12 protein-coding genes are annotated in these 18,413 nt (G+C 64.2%); 8 read left to right on the top strand and 4 right to left on the bottom strand.

Going from position 1 to position 18,413, the window contains the following annotated elements:
• Positions 1–64: 64 nt before the first annotated feature.
• The 5 genes from ACVWY5_RS12215 (at position 65) to ACVWY5_RS12235 (ending at position 4,916) form a co-directional block, all read left to right on the top strand.
• On the top strand, positions 65–1,549 hold the full coding sequence (locus ACVWY5_RS12215) for an aldehyde dehydrogenase (protein WP_028331388.1): 1,485 nt from the start codon (positions 65–67) through the stop codon (positions 1,547–1,549).
• Entirely contained in the window at positions 1,546–2,934 is a 1,389-nt protein-coding gene (locus tag ACVWY5_RS12220; RefSeq protein WP_051375965.1) for a transaminase, read from the top strand. The genes ACVWY5_RS12215 and ACVWY5_RS12220 overlap by 4 nt, the downstream gene beginning before the upstream one ends.
• The gene (locus tag ACVWY5_RS12225; RefSeq protein WP_028331386.1) at positions 2,934–3,731 is read left to right on the top strand and encodes an SDR family oxidoreductase; all 798 of its coding nucleotides are present in this window, start codon (positions 2,934–2,936) and stop codon (positions 3,729–3,731) included. Before ACVWY5_RS12220 ends, ACVWY5_RS12225 begins: the two co-directional genes overlap by 1 nt.
• 53 nt (positions 3,732–3,784) lie before the next feature.
• Positions 3,785–4,555, top strand: coding sequence for an SDR family NAD(P)-dependent oxidoreductase (locus ACVWY5_RS12230; RefSeq protein ID WP_038377076.1), 771 nt, complete (start codon positions 3,785–3,787; stop codon positions 4,553–4,555).
• Positions 4,556–4,652: 97 nt separating this feature from the next.
• Positions 4,653–4,916: a hypothetical protein gene (locus ACVWY5_RS12235; RefSeq protein ID WP_028331384.1), complete on the top strand. Its 264-nt coding sequence runs from the start codon at positions 4,653–4,655 to the stop codon at positions 4,914–4,916.
• Positions 4,917–4,978: 62 nt separating this feature from the next.
• Here ACVWY5_RS12235 and ACVWY5_RS12240 read toward each other — a convergent pair whose 3' ends face one another.
• The gene (locus ACVWY5_RS12240) at positions 4,979–5,353 is read right to left on the bottom strand and encodes a hypothetical protein (protein ID WP_028331383.1); all 375 of its coding nucleotides are present in this window, start codon (positions 5,351–5,353) and stop codon (positions 4,979–4,981) included.
• A 326-nt stretch (positions 5,354–5,679) separates the two neighbouring features.
• Here ACVWY5_RS12240 and ACVWY5_RS12245 point away from each other — a divergent pair, with 326 nt between their 5' ends.
• Both ACVWY5_RS12245 and ACVWY5_RS12250 read left to right on the top strand, forming a co-directional pair.
• The gene (locus ACVWY5_RS12245; RefSeq protein WP_160321810.1) at positions 5,680–6,264 is read left to right on the top strand and encodes a DUF3617 family protein; all 585 of its coding nucleotides are present in this window, start codon (positions 5,680–5,682) and stop codon (positions 6,262–6,264) included.
• A 267-nt stretch (positions 6,265–6,531) separates the two neighbouring features.
• The gene (locus ACVWY5_RS12250; RefSeq protein ID WP_028331382.1) at positions 6,532–7,086 is read left to right on the top strand and encodes a DUF3617 domain-containing protein; all 555 of its coding nucleotides are present in this window, start codon (positions 6,532–6,534) and stop codon (positions 7,084–7,086) included.
• Between the two features lie 43 nt (positions 7,087–7,129).
• Here ACVWY5_RS12250 and ACVWY5_RS12255 read toward each other — a convergent pair whose 3' ends face one another.
• A complete protein-coding gene (locus ACVWY5_RS12255; RefSeq protein ID WP_244978433.1) occupies positions 7,130–7,633 on the bottom strand; it encodes a hypothetical protein in 504 nt (167 codons plus the stop codon).
• A 174-nt stretch (positions 7,634–7,807) separates the two neighbouring features.
• Between ACVWY5_RS12255 and ACVWY5_RS12260 the strand changes: the two genes are divergently transcribed.
• Positions 7,808–15,838, top strand: a complete 8,031-nt coding sequence (locus ACVWY5_RS12260; protein ID WP_456671671.1) for a DUF5801 repeats-in-toxin domain-containing protein — start codon at positions 7,808–7,810, stop codon at positions 15,836–15,838.
• A gap of 83 nt (positions 15,839–15,921) precedes the next feature.
• On the opposite strand, the gene ACVWY5_RS12265 is transcribed toward ACVWY5_RS12260, so the two are convergent.
• Together ACVWY5_RS12265 and ACVWY5_RS12270 are read right to left on the bottom strand one after the other, a co-directional pair.
• Complete coding sequence (locus tag ACVWY5_RS12265; protein ID WP_028334077.1) at positions 15,922–16,935, bottom strand: transglutaminase-like cysteine peptidase; 1,014 nt, start codon at positions 16,933–16,935, stop codon at positions 15,922–15,924.
• A 220-nt stretch (positions 16,936–17,155) separates the two neighbouring features.
• Positions 17,156–18,406, bottom strand: a complete 1,251-nt coding sequence (locus ACVWY5_RS12270) for an HlyD family type I secretion periplasmic adaptor subunit (protein WP_028334078.1) — start codon at positions 18,404–18,406, stop codon at positions 17,156–17,158.
• Positions 18,407–18,413: the final 7 nt, after the last annotated feature.

Raw genomic sequence — 18,413 nt, forward strand, 5'->3', positions numbered from 1 at the left:
AGGATTGCGCCGTGCCAGCGGTCTCGCTCGGAAGCCGCTTTTGTCATTGTCACAATTATCTCGCATGCAGCAAGCCCAGATCGATCGACTACGCGCGGCCGCCATTCCGGCCCAGCAGCTCTTCATCGGCGGCCGGCCGACATCGGCGATCAGCGAGGCACGGTTTGATGTCGTGTCGCCGATCGACGGCCAGGTATTGACCAGCATCGCTGACGGCGATGCGGCCGATGTCGACGCCGCAGTGAGACACGCGCGGCAGGCCTTCGAGCAGGGCAGCTGGTCACGCGCGGCGCCGGCGCAGCGCAAGAAGGTGTTGCTGCGGTTCGCCGATCTCATCGAGCGGCACGCGCTCGAGATTGCGGTGCTCGGCGTGCGCGACAATGGCACCGAGATCAGCATGGCCTATAAGGCCGAGCCGCTCTCGGTCGCCGGCACCATCCGTTACTACGCCGAGGCGATCGACAAGGTCTATGGCGAGATCGCCCCGACCTCAGGTGATGTGCTCGGGCTCGTGCATCGCGAGCCGCTTGGTGTCGTCGGCGTGATCGTGCCGTGGAATTTCCCGCTGATGATCGGAGCGTGGAAGATCGGCCCGGCGCTTGCCGCCGGAAACTCGGTCGTGGTCAAGCCGCCGGAGCTGGCGTCGCTGACGCTGTTGCGACTTGCCGAGCTCGCGACCGAGGCGGGGTTGCCCGACGACGTGCTCAACGTCGTCACCGGCCGCGGCGCATCCGCCGGCGAGGCGCTTGCGCTGCACATGGATGTCGATGTGCTCGCTTTCACTGGCTCGGGCGCGGTGGGCCGGCGTCTCCTGGAATGCTCGGCGCGATCGAACCTGAAGCGCGTCCATCTCGAGCTTGGCGGCAAGTCGCCCAACATCGTGTTCGCCGATGCGCCCGATATCAAGCATGCGGCCAAGGTCTCGGCGAACGGCATCTTCCGAAACTCCGGCCAGGTCTGCGTGGCCGGATCGCGGCTCTTGGTGCAGTCCGCGATCTATGATCGCTTCATGGCCGAACTGCGCGACGCAACCGCCAAGCTCCGCGTCGGTGATCCCCTCGAACTGACCTCGGATATCGGCGCCATCGCGAGCAAGCCGCAGTTGCGCAAGAACCTGGATGCCGTTGCCCATGCGGAAGCGCAGGGCGCGAAGCGGCTGATCGGCGGCGAGCAGATCCGCGTCGAGAGCGGCGGCAACTTCATGGCGCCTACGATCCTCACCGACGTGACGCCGTCGATGCAGGTCTGGCGCGAGGAAGTGTTCGGCCCGGTGCTGGCAGTGACGCGGTTCGAGGGCGAGGAAGATGCCACAGCGCTCGCCAATGCGACCCCCTATGGACTTGCGTCGGCGGTGTGGACCGCAAGTCTGTCGACGGCGCATCGCATGGTGCGCGCCATCAAGGCCGGCGTCGTGCACGTCAACGCCTATGGCGGCGCCGACATCACGGTGCCGCTCGGCGGCTTCAAGCAATCAGGCTTCGGACGCGACAAGTCGCTGCACGCGCTCGACGCCTATACCGACCTCAAGACCGCCTGGATCGCGCTATGACATCTTTGGCTGCCGAACGCGCCGGCGTTCTGAACCGATTGCTCGATGCCGAGCAGGAGCGCTTTCGCGCGCTGCATCCGCGCTCAGCCGCGGCCTGGCAGGAGGGAACGGAGCACTACCTTTACGGCGGCCCGTCGCACTGGATGCGGCGCTGGGCCGGCGGCTTCCCGGTTTATGCCGAGGAGGCGCAGGGCGCGCATATCAGGGACATCGACGGACGCGACTACATCGATTTCTGCCTTGGCGACACCGGCGGCATGTGCGGCCACGCGCCCGAGGCGGTCACTGAGGCGGCGCTCGCTCAGCTCAAGCGTGGCGCGACCATGATGCTGCCGACGGAAGACAGTATCTGGGTCGGCGCCGAACTGTCGCGACGCTTCGGCCCGAAATACTGGACGCTGACGACGTCGGCGACCGACGCCAACCGTGCCGCGATCCGCATCTCGCGCATGATCACCGGCCGGCGCAAGGTGCTGGTGTTCTCCGGCTGCTACCATGGCGGCGTCGAGGAGGCGCATGTCGAGATCCGCGACGGCCGGGTCGGCCTGCGCAACATGATCCATCCGAACGGCATCGATCATGATGCGGTGAGCAGGGTCGTCGAGTTCAACGATGTCGCGGGCCTCGAGGCGGCGCTTGCGCATGGCGACGTCGCCTGCGTGCTGACCGAGCCGCTGATGACGAATTTCGGCATGATCCCGGTCGATCCTGGTTTTCACCAGGCGTTGCGAGAGCTGACCCGCCGCGCCGGCACCGTCCTCATCATCGACGAGACCCACACGCTGTCCTGCGGACCGGGCGGCTACATGAAGAGCCATGGGCTCGAGCCCGACATTTTCGTTGCGGGCAAGGCGATCGCGGGCGGCATCCCCGCCGGCGTGTTCGGGCTCAGCCAGGAGATCGCGGAGCGGCTCTGGAAGATCGTCCCTCATGTCAATCCGCGCGAGCGGCAGTCGGCGCATCTCGGATTCGGCGGAACGCTTGCCGGCAACGCGCTGACGGTCGCGACCATGCGCGCGGTGCTGGAGAAGGTGCTGACCTCTACGAACTACGAGCGGATGATCGGAACCGCGACCTGGCTCGCGCAGGAAGCGCGCCGCCTGATCGCGGCGGCCGGTCTGCCCTGGCACGTGACGCAGATCGGCGCGCGCGCCGAGATCATGTTCATGCCGCAGCCGCCACGCAACGGCGCCGACGTCATTGCGGGCCGGCAACCCGATCTCGAGATCTTGCTGCGTGCGTTCTACATCAACGAGGGCATCCTGGTGACCCCGTTCCACACCATGCTGCTGATGTGTCCGGCGACGTCCGCGCGCGACGTCGACAAGCACACGAGGGTGTTGGCGCAGTTCATCGACGTGCTGCGCGGCGCGGGAGCGATCTGATGCAGGCCCCTCCGTTCAATCTTGACGGTCGCATCGCCATCGTCACCGGCGGCGGCAGGGGGATCGGCGCCGCCATCGTGAGAAGGTTCGCGCAGGCGGGCGCGACCGTGGTGATCGCCAACCGGACTCTTGATGTGGCCGAGGCATTGGCGCGCGAACTCGTGGCCGATGGACGGGCGGCGCATTGCATTCCGTTCGACCGGCTCGATCGCGGCAGCTTGCGGGCGATGATTGACGGTGTCGCCGCCAAATACGGCCGGCTCGATATCGTCGTGCACAATGCCGGCGGTTGCCCGTGGTCATCGCTTGAGGAGCTCGATGAAGCGAAGCTCGAGGATACGCTGGCGCTGAACCTCAACGCCAGCATCTGGCTCGCGCAGGCCGCAATTCCGCACATGCGTGCCGTCAGGTTCGGGCGCATCCTCGTGACATCCTCGGTCTCAGCGCGCGTCGCGATGGGCGGCGGCGCGCATTACTCGGCGGCGAAAGCCGGCGTCAACGCATTCATCCGCGGCGCCGCCTTCGAGCTCGCGCGCGACGGCATCACGGTCAACGGCGTCGAGGCCGGCTTCATCGAAAAGCCGGGCCGCGGCACCATGAGCGCGCCGGAGAACAAGGCGAAGCTCGAGCGTTTTATCCCGATGGGGCAAATGGGCAGCGCAGACGACATCGCCTGCGCGATGCTCTATCTCGCCTCCGCCGAGGCCAAATATGTCACCGGGCAGACCATCGTCGTCGACGGCGGCTCGACGCTGCCGGAGACCGGATTTGCCGTCGAACGGCAGTGGGGAGTCTAGATGAGCATGATCTTCTCGGAAAACCGGTTTCCACTTTTCCGGATCATGCCCTGATGCCGCGGCTCGACGGAAAGACGGCGCTGGTGACCGGCGCGGCCACGGGGATCGGTCGGGCGACGGCGGCGCTGCTGGCGTTGAGCGGCGCGCGCGTCGTGTTGTTCGGCCTCGGCGACGCCGAGCTGCAGGCCGCAGCAGTGAAGTGCGGCGGGCAGGCAATCCATGGTGACGTCACCCGGCCGGACGACATCGCAAAGGCCGTCACCGCCTGCGGAGCGTGGCTCGACATCGTGGTCAACGCCGCCGGCCTGATCGTGCCGGATCAGCCGGCCAGCGTCTCCGACGAGGTGTGGGCCAAAACGCTTGACGTCAACCTCACGGGGACGATGCGTGTCTGTCGCGCGTCCCTGCCGCTGCTCCGGCAGCGCGGCGGCGCGATCGTGAACGTCGCCTCGGTTGCGGCGTTCAATGCCAGCCCGGACAGCGCAAGCTACGCCGCCAGCAAGGCGGCCGTCGTCGCCTATACGCGCTCGCTGGCCTACGCGCACGGCGCCGACGGCATCCGCTCCAATGCGGTGGCACCGGGCTGGGTGCGCACGCCGATGAGCGCCCAAGAAATGCAGCTGCTCGCGGGCCAAAACGGCACCACCGTCGATGCCGAGATTCGCGGCGTCGAACGACGCATTGCCCTGGGACGGATGGCCGAGCCCGCCGAGATCGCCGCGTGCTGCCTGTTCCTGGCCTCCGACGAGGCGTCCTTCGTGACGGGTGCAGTGCTGGTCGCCGATGGCGGCGGCCGCGCGCCGACGCAGAATCGCGCGGTGTAGACGGCCGGTTGGCGTTGGGGGCAGGCGGCCCCCACCTTGATAACGACCGGCGGATTTGGCACTCTCGCGCGGTCACGTCATTCGATCGAGGGGCGTTATGAACAAGTCATTTTCTGTGATCATTGCCGCGGCCGCTTCAATCGTCGTTCTGTCTTCGACGGCGGCGCGATGCGGCGACTACTATCCGTTTGGCGATCCGCCGTACCGGCTGGACTACGTGCAAGAGCCCCAGATCGCATCGGGCTGCTGGAAATGGAATTGGCAGCTGTACCAGTGGCAGGACTACTGCCCGGTCTACGTCAATCCGAAGGCGTATATGTTCTCGCGCTCGTCGCGCGTCGTGCTCCGCACCAAGGGGTGAGGAGAGTTCGGCTGCTTGAGGTGCTCTGCGTCACGCCCATTGGAGCGACGCAGAGCGCGCGCTCATGAATGCGCGATGGTGCACGCCACCTGGTGGCGCTTGCCGAAGTTGAGCAGCGCGTTTTCCCGGAAGCCGTCCAGCCAGACGCCGCGGCCCGCATAGCGATAGCCGACGCCCATCGGAACGTGCCGCACATGGATGCCGCCACGGCCGGTGAGCAGGGAGGCCGTGACCACTTCGCCCTCGACCGACACGGCGCGGGGGCACAGCGGATATTGATGGCCGTTCTCGCAGGTGAAGACGATCTCGGTGCAGGTGCCGACCGGTGCTTTTGTGACCAGGCCAAGGTCCGCCGCCCCCGCCGGCCCGGAGTTGCCGAACGACATTGCACCCAACGCCAAAATGCCCGCGACCGTGTAGCCAAACCGAATACGCATCAGTGCCCCCTCGTCCAGCGATAGGCTAAGTAATTGAAGAAAATATCTCGCGCTAAATGAGCAAAAAAAAACTCTGAGGTCAAACCTCTCTGCCCATTGCGGTGGGGGAGATCCGCCGGCGCCATCGCGAATGGCGTGTCAGGTGTTGCAAGTTTGCTGCAGTGGGTCTGAATTCGGCTGCAAGCTGCCCGGTAGCGTTAATGCACCTTTACCGGCCACAATTGGCCTGCAAGTGGTGTGATGTATTGAGTCGTGTTCCGGAGATTGCTTCAATGAGCTGACCGGATCGCATCACGAACGCATTCGGACGGACATCGGGGGTGGGAATGGACTTCCGTGGTGGCATTGCACGTTCGCTACTGGCCCTGATGATTGTCTCATTGCCTGCGTTGGCAGCTCATGCGCAGACTCAGGCTCCTCAACCGGCGAACGGCCGGGCAGCGGCGGCAGCGCCGGCTCAGGGCGATCAAGCCTTTTCTGGCCCGAGCTTCCGCAAAGGTCTGTGGCGCTTCGTGCGAACGCTCGATGTGGTCAGGACCGCCAACAAAAACTTCAAGTATCGGGTGGTCAACGCGGAGACGACGCGCTGCGTCGACCCGACCCACGCCATGAAGGCGACCTTTGCCTCGGGATCGATCGGAAGCTGCGTCTCGGACAAGCCGGAGAAGGTCGGTAATCAATACACCTTCGGACACCGCTGCGATTACATGGGGACGGTCAGCACCGTCATCACCGTGCGCAGCGACGAGGCCTATACCGAGCTGAACGAGATCAGCACCGGAGAGCATCCCCGGACCGACACGGTCGTCGCGACAAGGATCGGCGACTGCGACGACGGTAGCGCGGCCAGGATTGAGGCCAAGTCTGAGGCCAAGGCTGACAAGTCCGCTGCGGCGGCTTTGCAGCATTAGTTGGCAATCGACGGCGGGTGGCGGCGGACGAGGCGTCCATTCGTCCCCGACGGCGCGGACGCTGCGCTTCCTTTCGCGCCGAAGCTGCCCCGGCCTGGAAGCAACCAGGCATTCACCGTGTTTGGCGCAAGAGCTCGAGAGAGCTTCGAGCAAAGACCAAGCATTTACGGGGTCTTAACACGAAATGCTCCTGAATGATGTGAGGTTGGACGTGCTTCAAGCGAAGTCACGCGATCCGCGTCAATCGGCCGATTAGGGATTCAATAAATGACATCGCGTGAGGGCTTCGCCCCGTCGAAGATCTTCGCGTCCGCGCTTGGCGTCGTGACCGCGCTTTCCGTGTTCGTGCTCGCCTCCCCGAGCGCCATGGCGGAGGAGGGATTCAGCGGGCCGACCTTCCGAAAAGGAATGTGGCGCTTCGTGCGGACGCTGGAAATCGCCACGTCCTCGAACGTCCGGCAAACGCTGCTCGAGCGCGAAATGACGCGCTGTGTCGATCCGACGCAGGCGATGAAGGCGACCTTCTCATCTCCGTCCGTTGGAAATTGCCACTCTTCGCGGCCGGAAAAGATCAACAACAAATACGTCTTCTCCAACCGCTGCGACTATCTCGGGCCGGTCAGCACCGTCATCACGGTTCTCAGCGACGAGGCCTATACCGAGGTCAACAAGACCAATGTTGGTCAGGCGCCGCGGACCGACCGGGTGGTTGCCCGCCGAATCAGCGATTGCCACGAGGATCGAGCTTCGCTCAGCCAGCCGGCCTCCGCATCGGGCGAGGTGTCGTTGCAGCAGGACGAAGCCGAGGGCGAGCCGCTGTAAGGCGATTGGTCGGCGCGCGGGCCTCAGATCGCCCGCAACACCATCAGATCTTCTGCTGCCCGCCTGGTGCACTCACCTTGACGGTGATCTTCTGAATTTCGGTTCGACCGCCTTGATACTTGACCTCGATGGTCAGGGCGTCATCGCCGAGAAATTCCGGAGGCGCCTTGTAGAAGGCGACATAGGCCGGCACTTCGAGCGCCAGGCAGGCCTTGTAATTGGTGGCCTTCGCCTTCGCCGACTTCACCACAACCTTTCCGGCAGCCGGCGCAGTGACCAGGCGGATGGTCGGCAGCGGCCCCGACGTGCAATCAGGTAACACGTTGAGATAGAGACCAATCTGGGTGTCTCGGTTGGCCAGGGCGCGAACCTGGCGCTCCACCGTGGTCTCCCGGGGGACAGGTTGTGCAGGGGCTTGCGCGGCCGCCGCGCCGAAGCAGCCCCAAATCAAGACAGCGGCACACGCCTGAAGAATCACCCGCATCGACTGCTGCTCCAAATCGCCGGGAAGGACGAACGGGGCCGGGGAAATACTGCCTTTGGCCAAGTTAATCCGGCTAAGCCGTTGTTCTTTCAGCTTCGACCTGTCCGATCTTTACCACACTTCCACGGAAAGCATTGATTAACCAAATACATTTCTTGACCGCGGGGAGGGTTAACAATAGCCTAAAACTAAATTTTTCTACAACTTTTCCTCTAATCGCATTTTGCGGAGTTGATAATGCAGGGTTCGTTTCAGGTCGCTCAGGCAACCGGCACCGGCAATTCCACCAATTCGGCTCCCGTACGAATTTACAAGCTGACCAAGCCGCTGACCGATCAGGCGGTGGTCGTCAATCTTGGATACGACCAGAAGGTGAAGGTCGACTTTTCGTCGATCGCCAATGAAAAGATCACGCTGGTTCACGTCGGCGAAAAGCTGATCATCCTGTTCGACAACCAGTCGACCGTCACGGTTGAGCCGTTCTTCGACTCCCGTGCGGATGGGCTGAAGAATGTCACCATCGAGATGGCGCCGGGGCGCGAGGTCTCGGTCCAGGAATTCGCCAGTCTGTTTCCGATCACCACGGACGCCTCCGTGTTGCCGGCGGCCGACAACGGCGGCAACTCGAACGGCAACGCGCAGGCGAGCGGCGCGGATTTCCGCCCGTTCGCGGTTGATCCGTTAGCTCCTGTGCCGACCAACGTGTTGGCGCCGCAGGAAGAGTTGCCGAACCTCGTAACCCCTGTGCCGCCGACCGGCTTCGTGCTGGGCATTGCTCCGCCTCCGACCATTTCCGGCAACCCCCTGTCGGCGCTGATCGTCGACGAGAGCTTCCTGACTGCGGCCACCAACCATGGTGTCGCCGGTTCGGGGCTCGGACCCGCAGGGGCAACGGTCGCGTCTGTGCAGGTGTCGTTCAACGTGACGGTGCCGGGCGGCCAGCAGTCGCTGACCTATGCGCTGTCGGTCACGACACCGAATGAAGATTCCGGTCTGATCGATTCGGCGACCGGTCAGCACGTTCTGCTGACGGTCAACGCGGCCGGCGTCGTGGAAGGGCGCACGGCGATCAGTGGCGATCTGGTCCTCACGGTCTCGGTTGACACCGCGGGTCATGTGACGCTGACCGATCTGCGCGCGGTTCATGAGGCAACACCGGGCAACTTCAATGAAGGGATCACGCTGGCATCGGGTCTGATCACGCTGACCGCCACCGTGACTGACAACAACAATCAGTCGGCAAGTGCGAGCGTCGATGTCGGCTCGCATCTGACGATCCTTGACGATGGTCCGGTGGCCGGCACGGTGACCGGCGCGACCGACACGCTGGTGCTGGACGAAACGCGTCCTGTCGGCAGCGACACCGCAGGCGGCACGACGCCGACCGGCCTCGCCAGCGTGACGGCGGACTTCTCCAACAATTTCACCGGCGGCAGCTATGGCGCCGACGGTGCCGGCAGCACTGCCTACACGCTGCATCTCACCGGCACGAACGTGGCCTCGGGCCTCTATGCGCTGGATCCGACCGACACCAACCCGGCCCATTTCGGGCAGGGCGCGCAGATCGTGCTGAACCAGTCCGGTGACACCATCACCGGTTCGGCCAACGGCACGACCTACTTCACGATCACGATCAACGAGACGACCGGGATCGTGACCTTCACCCAGGTCAACAACATCTGGCATGCCGATCCGACCAACCCGGATGATGCCGCGACGCTGACCCTCTCCAGCGCCAGCCTGCTGCAGGTGGTGCAGACCATCACTGACGTGGACGGCGACAGCGTGACAACGCCGATCAGCCTCGGTGGCGGCGTGTTCACAATTCAGGACAGCGGTCCGACGGCCGGCACGGTGATCGAGAAGGAAGGGCCGGCGGAGACGCTGGTGCTGGACGAGTCGCGGCCGGTTGGCAGCGACACGCCGGCCGGCTTTGCGCCGAGCGGGCTTGCCAGCGTGACGGCGGACTTCTCCCACGACTTCACGTCGGGCAGCTACGGCAGCGACGGACCCGGCCATACCGCCTACACGCTGAAGCTCACCGGCTCGAACGTGGCCTCGGGTCTCTACGCGCTGGATCCGACCGACACGACCACTGCTGACGGCGACGGCATCGGACAGGGCGCGCAGATCGTCCTCAACCAGTCCGGCAACACCATCACCGGCTCGGCCGGCGGGACGACGTATTTCACCATCACGATTGATCCGTCGACCGGGATCGTCACCTTCACGCAGTCGAACAACATCTGGCATTCTGACCCGAAGAATCCGGACGATCCGGCAACGCTGACGCTGTCGAGCCCCAGCCTGCTGCAGGTGGTGCAGACCATCACCGACGCGGATGGCGACAGCGTGTCGACGCCGCTCGATGTCGGCACCCGTGTGTTCACGATCCAGGACAGCGGCCCGACCGCCGGCACGGTGACCGGCCCGACCGACACCCTGGTGCTGGACGAGACCCGTCCGGTTGGCACGGACACCGCGGGCGGCACGGCGCCGACCGGCCTTGATTCCGTGACGGCAGACTTCTCCAACAACTTCACGCCCGGCAGCTATGGCAGCGACGGCCCGGGCCACACGACCTACACGCTGAACCTCGCCGGCGCGAATGTGGCGTCCGGTCTGTACGCACTTGATGCGACCGATACGACCACCGGCGACGGCGACGGCATCGGGCAGGGCGCGCAGATTCTGCTGAACCTGGTCGGCAACACCATCACCGGCTCGGCCGGCGGCACCAATTACTTCACGATCACGATCGATCCCTCGACCGGGATCGTGACATTCACCCAGCTCAACAATATCTGGCACTCCGACCCAACCAATCCGGACGATGCGGCGACGCTGACGCTGTCTGGCGCCAATCTGCTGCAGGTGGTGCAGACCATCACGGACGCGGACGGCGACAGCGTGACGACGCCGCTCGATGTCGGCACCGGCGTGTTCACGATCCAGGACAGCGGCCCGACCGCCGGCGCGGTGATCGCGGCGGCGGATACGTTGGTGCTGGACGAGACCCGTCCTGTCGGCAGCGACACTACGGGCGGCGTCGCGCCGACCGGCCTCGACACCGTCACGGCGGACTTCTCCAACAACTTCTCGGCCGGCAGCTACGGCAGCGACGGCGCAGGCAACACGGCCTACACGCTGAAGCTGACCGGCGTGAACGTGGCCTCCGGCCTCTATGCGCTGGATCCGACCGACACCGACCCGACCCATTTCGGGCAGGGTGCGCAGATCGTGCTGAACCAATCCGGTGACACCATCACCGGTTCGGTCGGCGGGACCACCTACTTCACGATCACGATCAATGAGACGACCGGGATCGTGACGTTCACCCAGGTCAACAACATCTGGCACTCCGACCCAACCAATCCGGACGATGCCGCGACGCTGACCCTGTCGGCCGCGAACCTGCTTCAGGTGGTGCAGACCATCACCGATGCGGATGGCGACAGCGTTGCGACGCCGGTCAATCTCGGCACCGGCGTGTTCACGATCCAGGACAGCGGCCCGACGGCGGGCACGGTGACCGGTCCGACCGACACCCTCGTTCTGGACGAGTCGCGTCCTATTGGCAGCGACACCGCCGGCGGCACGGCGCCGACCGGGCTCGACACCGTGACGGCAGACTTCTCCAACAACTTCTCAGCCGGCAGCTACGGCAGCGATGGTGCTGGGTCGACGACCTACACGCTGAAGCTGACCGGCGTGAATGTGGCCTCCGGCCTCTATGCGCTGGATCCGACCGACACCGACCCGACCCATTTCGGGCAGGGTGCGCAGATCGTGCTGAACCAATCCGGTGACACCATCACCGGTTCGGTCGGCGGGACCACCTACTTCACGATCACGATCAATGAGACGACCGGGATCGTGACGTTCACCCAGGTCAACAACATCTGGCACGCCGATCCGACCAATCCGGACGATGCCGCGACGCTGACCCTGTCGGCCGCGAACCTGCTTCAGGTGGTGCAGACCATCACCGATGCGGATGGCGACAGCGTTGCGACGCCGATCAACGTCGGCACCGGCGTGTTCACGATCCAGGACAGCGGTCCGACGGCGGGCACGGTGACCGGCCCGACCGACACCTTGGTGCTGGACGAGACCCGTCCCACAGGAACGGATACTGCCGGCGGCACGGCGCCGACCGGGCTCGACACCGTGACGGCGGACTTCTCCAACAACTTCACCGCCGGCAGCTACGGCAGCGACGGTGCTGGGTCGACGACCTACACGCTGAAGCTGACGGGCTTGAACGTGGCCTCCGGCCTCTATGCGCTCGATCCGACCGACAAGACCGCCGGCGACGGCGACGGTATCGGACAGGGAACGCAGATCGTGCTCAACCAGGTCGGTGACACCATCACCGGCTCGGCGAACGGCACGACCTACTTCACGATCACGATCAATGAGACAACCGGGATCGTGACGTTCACCCAGGTCAACAACATCTGGCACTCCGACCCAACCAATCCGGACGATGCCGCGACGCTGACCCTGTCGGCCGCGAACCTGCTTCAGGTGGTGCAGACCATCACCGATGCGGATGGCGACAGCGTTGCGACGCCGGTCAATCTCGGCACCGGCGTGTTCACGATCCAGGACAGCGGCCCGACGGCGGGCACGGTGACCGGTCCGACCGACACCCTCGTTCTGGACGAGTCGCGTCCTATTGGCAGCGACACCGCCGGCGGCACGGCGCCGACCGGGCTCGACACCGTGACGGCAGACTTCTCCAACAACTTCTCAGCCGGCAGCTACGGCAGCGATGGTGCTGGGTCGACGACCTACACGCTGAAGCTGACGGGCTTGAACGTGGCCTCCGGCCTCTATGCGCTCGATCCGACCGACAAGACCGCCGGCGACGGCGACGGCATCGGACAGGGAACGCAGATCGTGCTCAACCAGGTCGGTGACACCATCACCGGCTCGGCGAACGGCACGACCTACTTCACGATCACGATCAATGAGACGACCGGGATCGTGACGTTCACCCAGGTCAACAACATCTGGCACTCCGATCCGAACAACCCGGACGATGCGGCGACGCTGACGCTGACGCGCCCTGAGTTGCTGCAGGTGGTGCAGACCATCACGGACGCCGATGGTGATAGCGTGACGACGCCGGTCAATCTCGGCACCGGCGTGTTCACGATCCAGGACAGCGGCCCGACGGCAGGTACCGTGACCGGTCCGACCGACACCCTCGTTCTGGACGAGTCGCGTCCTATTGGCAGCGACACCGCCGGCGGCACGGCGCCGACCGGGCTCGACACCGTGACGGCAGACTTCTCCAACAACTTCTCAGCCGGCAGCTACGGCAGCGATGGTGCTGGGTCGACGACCTACACGCTGAAGCTGACGGGCTTGAACGTGGCCTCCGGCCTCTATGCGCTCGATCCGACCGACAAGACCGCCGGCGACGGCGATGGCATCGGGCAGGGAACGCAGATCGTGCTCAACCAGGTCGGTGACACCATCACCGGTTCGGTCGGCGGGACCACCTACTTCACGATCACGATCAATGAGACGACCGGCATCGTGAGCTTCACCCAGCTTAACAATATCTGGCACTCCGATCCGACCAACCCGGACGATGCGGCGACGCTGACGCTGTCGGCTGCCAATCTGTTGCAGGTGGTGCAGACCATCACCGATGCGGACGGCGACAGCGTGACGACGCCGCTGAACCTCGGCACCGGCGTGTTCACGATCCAGGACAGCGGTCCGACCGCCGGCACGGTGACCGGCCCGACCGACACGCTCGTGTTGGACGAGACGCGTCCTGTTGGCACCGACACCGCGGGCGGCACGGCGCCGAACGGGCTTGTTTCCGTGACGGCGAACTTCTCCGACAACTTCACCGGCGGTAGCTATGGCAGCGACGGTGCTGGTTCGACGACCTACACGCTGAAGCTGACGGGCTCGAACGTGGCCTCCGGCCTCTATGCGCTCGATGCGACCGACAAGACTGCCGGCGACGGCGATGGTATCGGACAGGGTGCGCAGATTCTGCTGAACCAGTCCGGCAACACCATTACCGGTTCGGTTGGCGCGACGACCTACTTCACGATCACCATTGATCCCGCAACCGGGATCGTGACCTTCACCCAGGTCAACAACGTCTGGCACTCCGATCCGAACAATTCGGACGATGCAGCGACGCTGACGCTCTCGAGCGCCAACCTGCTGCAGGTGGTGCAGACCATCGTCGATGCCGACGGTGACAGCGTGTCGACGCCGCTCGACCTCGGCACCGGCGTGTTCACAATCCAGGACAGCGGCCCGACGGCGCCGACAGCGACGGTCAGCGCAGCTACGATCGGCGTGGACGAGACTCCCGGCCTGCAGACCACCGGCGGCGCGAGCGACGTGCTCGGCTCGACTGCGATCACGTTCAACGGTGCCGCCAGCACTGTCGCCGCGCTGTTCAGCACGGTCGCGAACAAGGGCGTCGACACCGATGTGTCGGCAGCGTCACTTGACAACGGTGCGCTCAGCTTTGCCTCGACGGGCGCGAGCAGCATCCTGACGGTGGCCGGAGGCAGCTTCGGCTCTGACGGCGCGGGGTCTACGACCTATGCGTTGAGCGTCCTCAGCGCTGCGTCAGGCCTGACGTTGACGGATGGCACAGGGATCGCGCTGTCGCTGGATGCCAGCGGCCGGATCATCGGTACTGTGGGCAACGATGCCGCCAACCCCAGCCTGACGGGCCAAACGGCGTTCGCGATCGCCATCGATCCGATCACCGGTCAACTCTATGTGGCGGACTATCTCTCGCTCCACCACAACAGCACCGCCAGTCCGAACGATCTGCTGACGATGACGGCCGGCAAGATCGGCGCGACGGTGACGTTGACGGACGCCGATGGCGATCATGTGACGGCCACCGCCGACATCAGCACCCATATCAGCTTCCTCGACGACGGCCCGAGTTTCGGCACGATCGAGCATGGAATCATTGCCGATTACGCGGGGATGTCCGTGCTCGGTAACCTACCCGTGTTCTCCGGCGCCGATGGTTTTGGCGCATATGACTTCACCTTGACTGGAAACACGGCGCCGGCCGGCCTGACGTTCAATGGCCAGGCCGTGCACTATTCCATCGACGCACTTGGACAGAATTTGACGGCCTATATCGGTGCGGCCCCATCGGCAGCGAATAATATCTTCACGCTGAATCTGGATGACACAACCGGTCACTACCTGTTCACACTGCTTCAGCCATTCACGGAGACAACGATCCAGAATGTCGGCAGTTCATCCGCCTTTGGATCGGGACCTTCGGAAGAGCAGATTCTTTCTTCGAACACCGATCAACTGGCGGTTGTTTCGGGAACGACCTCCGGCGGCAGCCAAGGCGGTGTGAACGGATCAACCAACGGTTGGGGCGTCGACAACAATAACTTCGACCCCAATGAAAAGCTGCTGTTCGATTTCACGAGCGGCGCAATCGCCAGTCCGGTCGGCAACGCGGCGTTCCATCCGCCGGCAAACGAATCGGTCGCGAACTACACGTTCTCCAACTACAAGGGCGGAGACGAAATCCATTACGTCGTCACTTATTGGGACGGAGTGCACGCCGCCTCCATCACATCGGTATCCGGTGATTTCGATCCTTCCACCCACACCACGGTCGCCACCGAATGGTCGACGCCCACAGCGCCGGCCGGCCTGCAGCTCTACACTGTCCAGTTCACGGACGTGACAGGCAGCGGCAAGGTCGACTTGGTTGGCGTCGGAGTTTCGTCGACCACGAACGTCTCCCAGGACCTGAGCTTCAACGTGTCGACGATTGACGGTGACGGCGACACGGCGTCGAGCACCATCAATATCAACATCAATGGCACCACGACCCTTCTGGGCACGGCCGGCAATGATGTCATTGTCGCCGGACCAACCAACGAGACGCTCACTGGCAATGGTGGGGACGACAAGTTTGTTCTCAATCTCAGCGCCCACGAAATCATCAGTGATTTCAACAGCGGTGATACACTGCTTCTCGATGTGGCCGGTCTGAGCCTTCCGACGGGCGTTTCAAACGCCCTTACGGCTGGTCAGTTCACGTCATCGGCAGTCACCGGCGGGACCGAGAACAACGCCAGCGCCTGGAGCGAAAGTGGAAGCACGAACAAATTCTTCTTCAACAATACGACGCATGAGCTCTGGTACTCGGCGAATGGCACTGGCTCCGACAAGGTGGATCTCGCACATCTGAGCACTGGCGTGCCGGCGGCCGCGAACGTTCATATTTTCTAGGCCAGGCTCGCAGCAAAATCAGAAATCCGCGGGGACTACTCCGCGGATTTTTCTTGATTGAATTGTCGTCTACTCGCTGGCAATCACATCAGCACGGGCAGGAAGCCGGTGAGGGGGCTCGCTGCATCAAGCGACTGCACCCCCGTCCATTCCGTCTCCGCGGCATTGGCGGCCGCCGGCGCCGCGTCGAGCTCGTCGCCGAGCGGGAGGCGCTTGGCATAGGGGGCTGCAAACAGCTGCACGCCGCGGTCGTTGATCGCGAACATCGGTGTGAAGTTGCCGAGCTCGCCGTCATCAATCAGTTCGGAGCGGCGGCTGTCCAGGATCAGCCAATGGCCGTCCAGGCGCGCCGCCAGCACGGCATGATCCTGGCGGATGGCGCGATCGCGGCCCAGCACCAGGCGCAGATCCTCGCGCGGGAAGCCGGCTTCGCTGAGCGCGATGTATTTTGCGATCGCATAGTCCTCGCAGTCGCCCTTGCCGGTCGCGAAGGTGGCGAGCGGTGCAGTCCAGCGGTCGGCCTCGCCGTGCTGGGCGAAGTCGCTGACATAGCGGATCGCCTGGTTGACGCCACGGTTGACCTCATCCAGCCGGTCGCGTCCGGATTTGGACTTGACCGCGCCGATCAGGCGAAGGAATTGCGCGGCTTGCGACGGGCAGCCGGCGGCGCTCTCCCGGCATTGCTGGAGAACGCTCTGCTCCCTTACGAGATCGGATTCGAGGCCGCGCCATTTGCGCCACAGGCCGTTTTCCGGTGCGCGGAAGGTGAACAGGCCAAACGGCTCGGCGCCGACAGGCGGAAGCGGCTTTGCCGCGGGCACCGCGTCGGTCGCGGTATTTGGCGGCGTGAGCGAGGCGGTGCGAATGGCGTTCGGACCCCGGCCGCGCTGCCGGTCGAGCTTGGCCAGGACGTCGGCGATGGTGAAGAAGGTGGCAGGCGGGCGGTTCGACGCGGCGTCCGCAGCGGGCGCGAGCTCGCCGGCGGGTTTTCCGAGAGAGAGCTCGTCCGCGGCAAACGCGGCAGGCGTGGCGCAAAGACCTATTGTCAGTGCAGCCGCGGCCATGACCGCCGACGAAGCAAACTTCAGCGACTTCATATGACGTCCCCAATGTCGGGGACCGTCGACGTCTGTGCGTCGATCTGCGTCCCCGCTGTTATCGGGACGCAGACTGGCGCTTTGGCCGCTTAAGCGGAGTTAAGTGGAGGGAAGTGCCACCTCGAATGTCGAAAAGGCGGTCAATCCGGGGTTTGCCGGTTCGTTCGAAATTGAACGAACCGAGGTTACGATCGGTTAACCACGGAATCCGTGGTCCCGATCAGCGTTCGCGCAGGGCCTCGTCACGCAGCAGGCGGGCGGGCTTCACGATGTAGTCCAGCACGGATTTCTCGCCGGTCAGGACCTCGACCGTGGTCACCATGCCCGGAATGATCGGCAGCGGATGCTGCTCGGTGCCGAGGTGGTTCTTATCGGTACGCACCATGACCCGGTAGAAGGTCTCCTGGCGTTCGGTCTTTTCCGCCTTGTCGTCGACGATGGTGTCGGCGCTGATGCGTTCGACCTTGCCCTTCAGCGATCCGTAGACCGAGGAATCATAGGCGCTGATCTTCACAACCGCGTCCTGGTCGGGACGGATAAACGCGATGTCCTGCGGACGAATTCGGCCTTCCACCAACAGCGTGTCGTCCAGCGGCACGATGTCCATCAGGTTGGCGCCCGGCTGTACGACAGCACCGATGGTACTGATGTTCAGTTTGTTGACGATGCCGTGGACCGGCGCCTTCAGATCCGTGCGGCGCACCCGGTCCTGGGCGGACTTGATATTCTCGTCGAGCACGGCGAGGTCGGCACGCGATTTGGCCAGGTCCTCGTCGGCCTGTGAACGGAACGACGCGGTGATGTTTGCGATCTTCGACTGCGCTTCGGCCAGCTGTCCCTTCATCTCGGTTGCCTGCCGATCAAGTCGCAGCATCTCGATCTCGGGCACGACCTTCTGCTCATACAGCCTGCGCGTCAGGGTCTGCTCGCGCTCGAGGAGCTTGAGGGAGCCGGAGAGGCGAGTGACCTGCTGGTTGAGGACGTCGATGTCCTGCGCGACCTTCTGCCCCCGCATCCTGAACACGCTGGTCTCGGTCGCGACGGCGGCGGGAACCATCTTGTCGAGATCGTCCGGAAAGGTGATCTCGGCTCGGCCGCGCGCCTCGGCGTCGAGGCGCGCCACCCGCGCCGCCATCGCCGCGCGGCGCTCGCGGATTTCGCCGAACTCTGAAGCGAATTTCGTATCATCGATCCGCATCAGGGACTGGCCCTGCTGAACGATGTCGCCTTCCCGGATCAGGATGTCGCCGACGATCCCGCCTTCGAGCGATTGAACCACCTGCATCTGCCGCGACGGCACGACGCGGCCGCTGCCGCGCTTGACCTCGTCCAGTACGGCAAAATGAGCCCAGATCAAGAACGTCGCAAGCAGCGCGCACGACGTCCACAACAGCATGCGGGAGGTGCGCGGCGTGCGCAGCAGCGCCGCGGACCGGATATCATTTGCAAATGTGAAATCGGAAGACGCCATAATGTAT

Source organism: Bradyrhizobium sp. USDA 3256 (assembly GCF_054058275.1).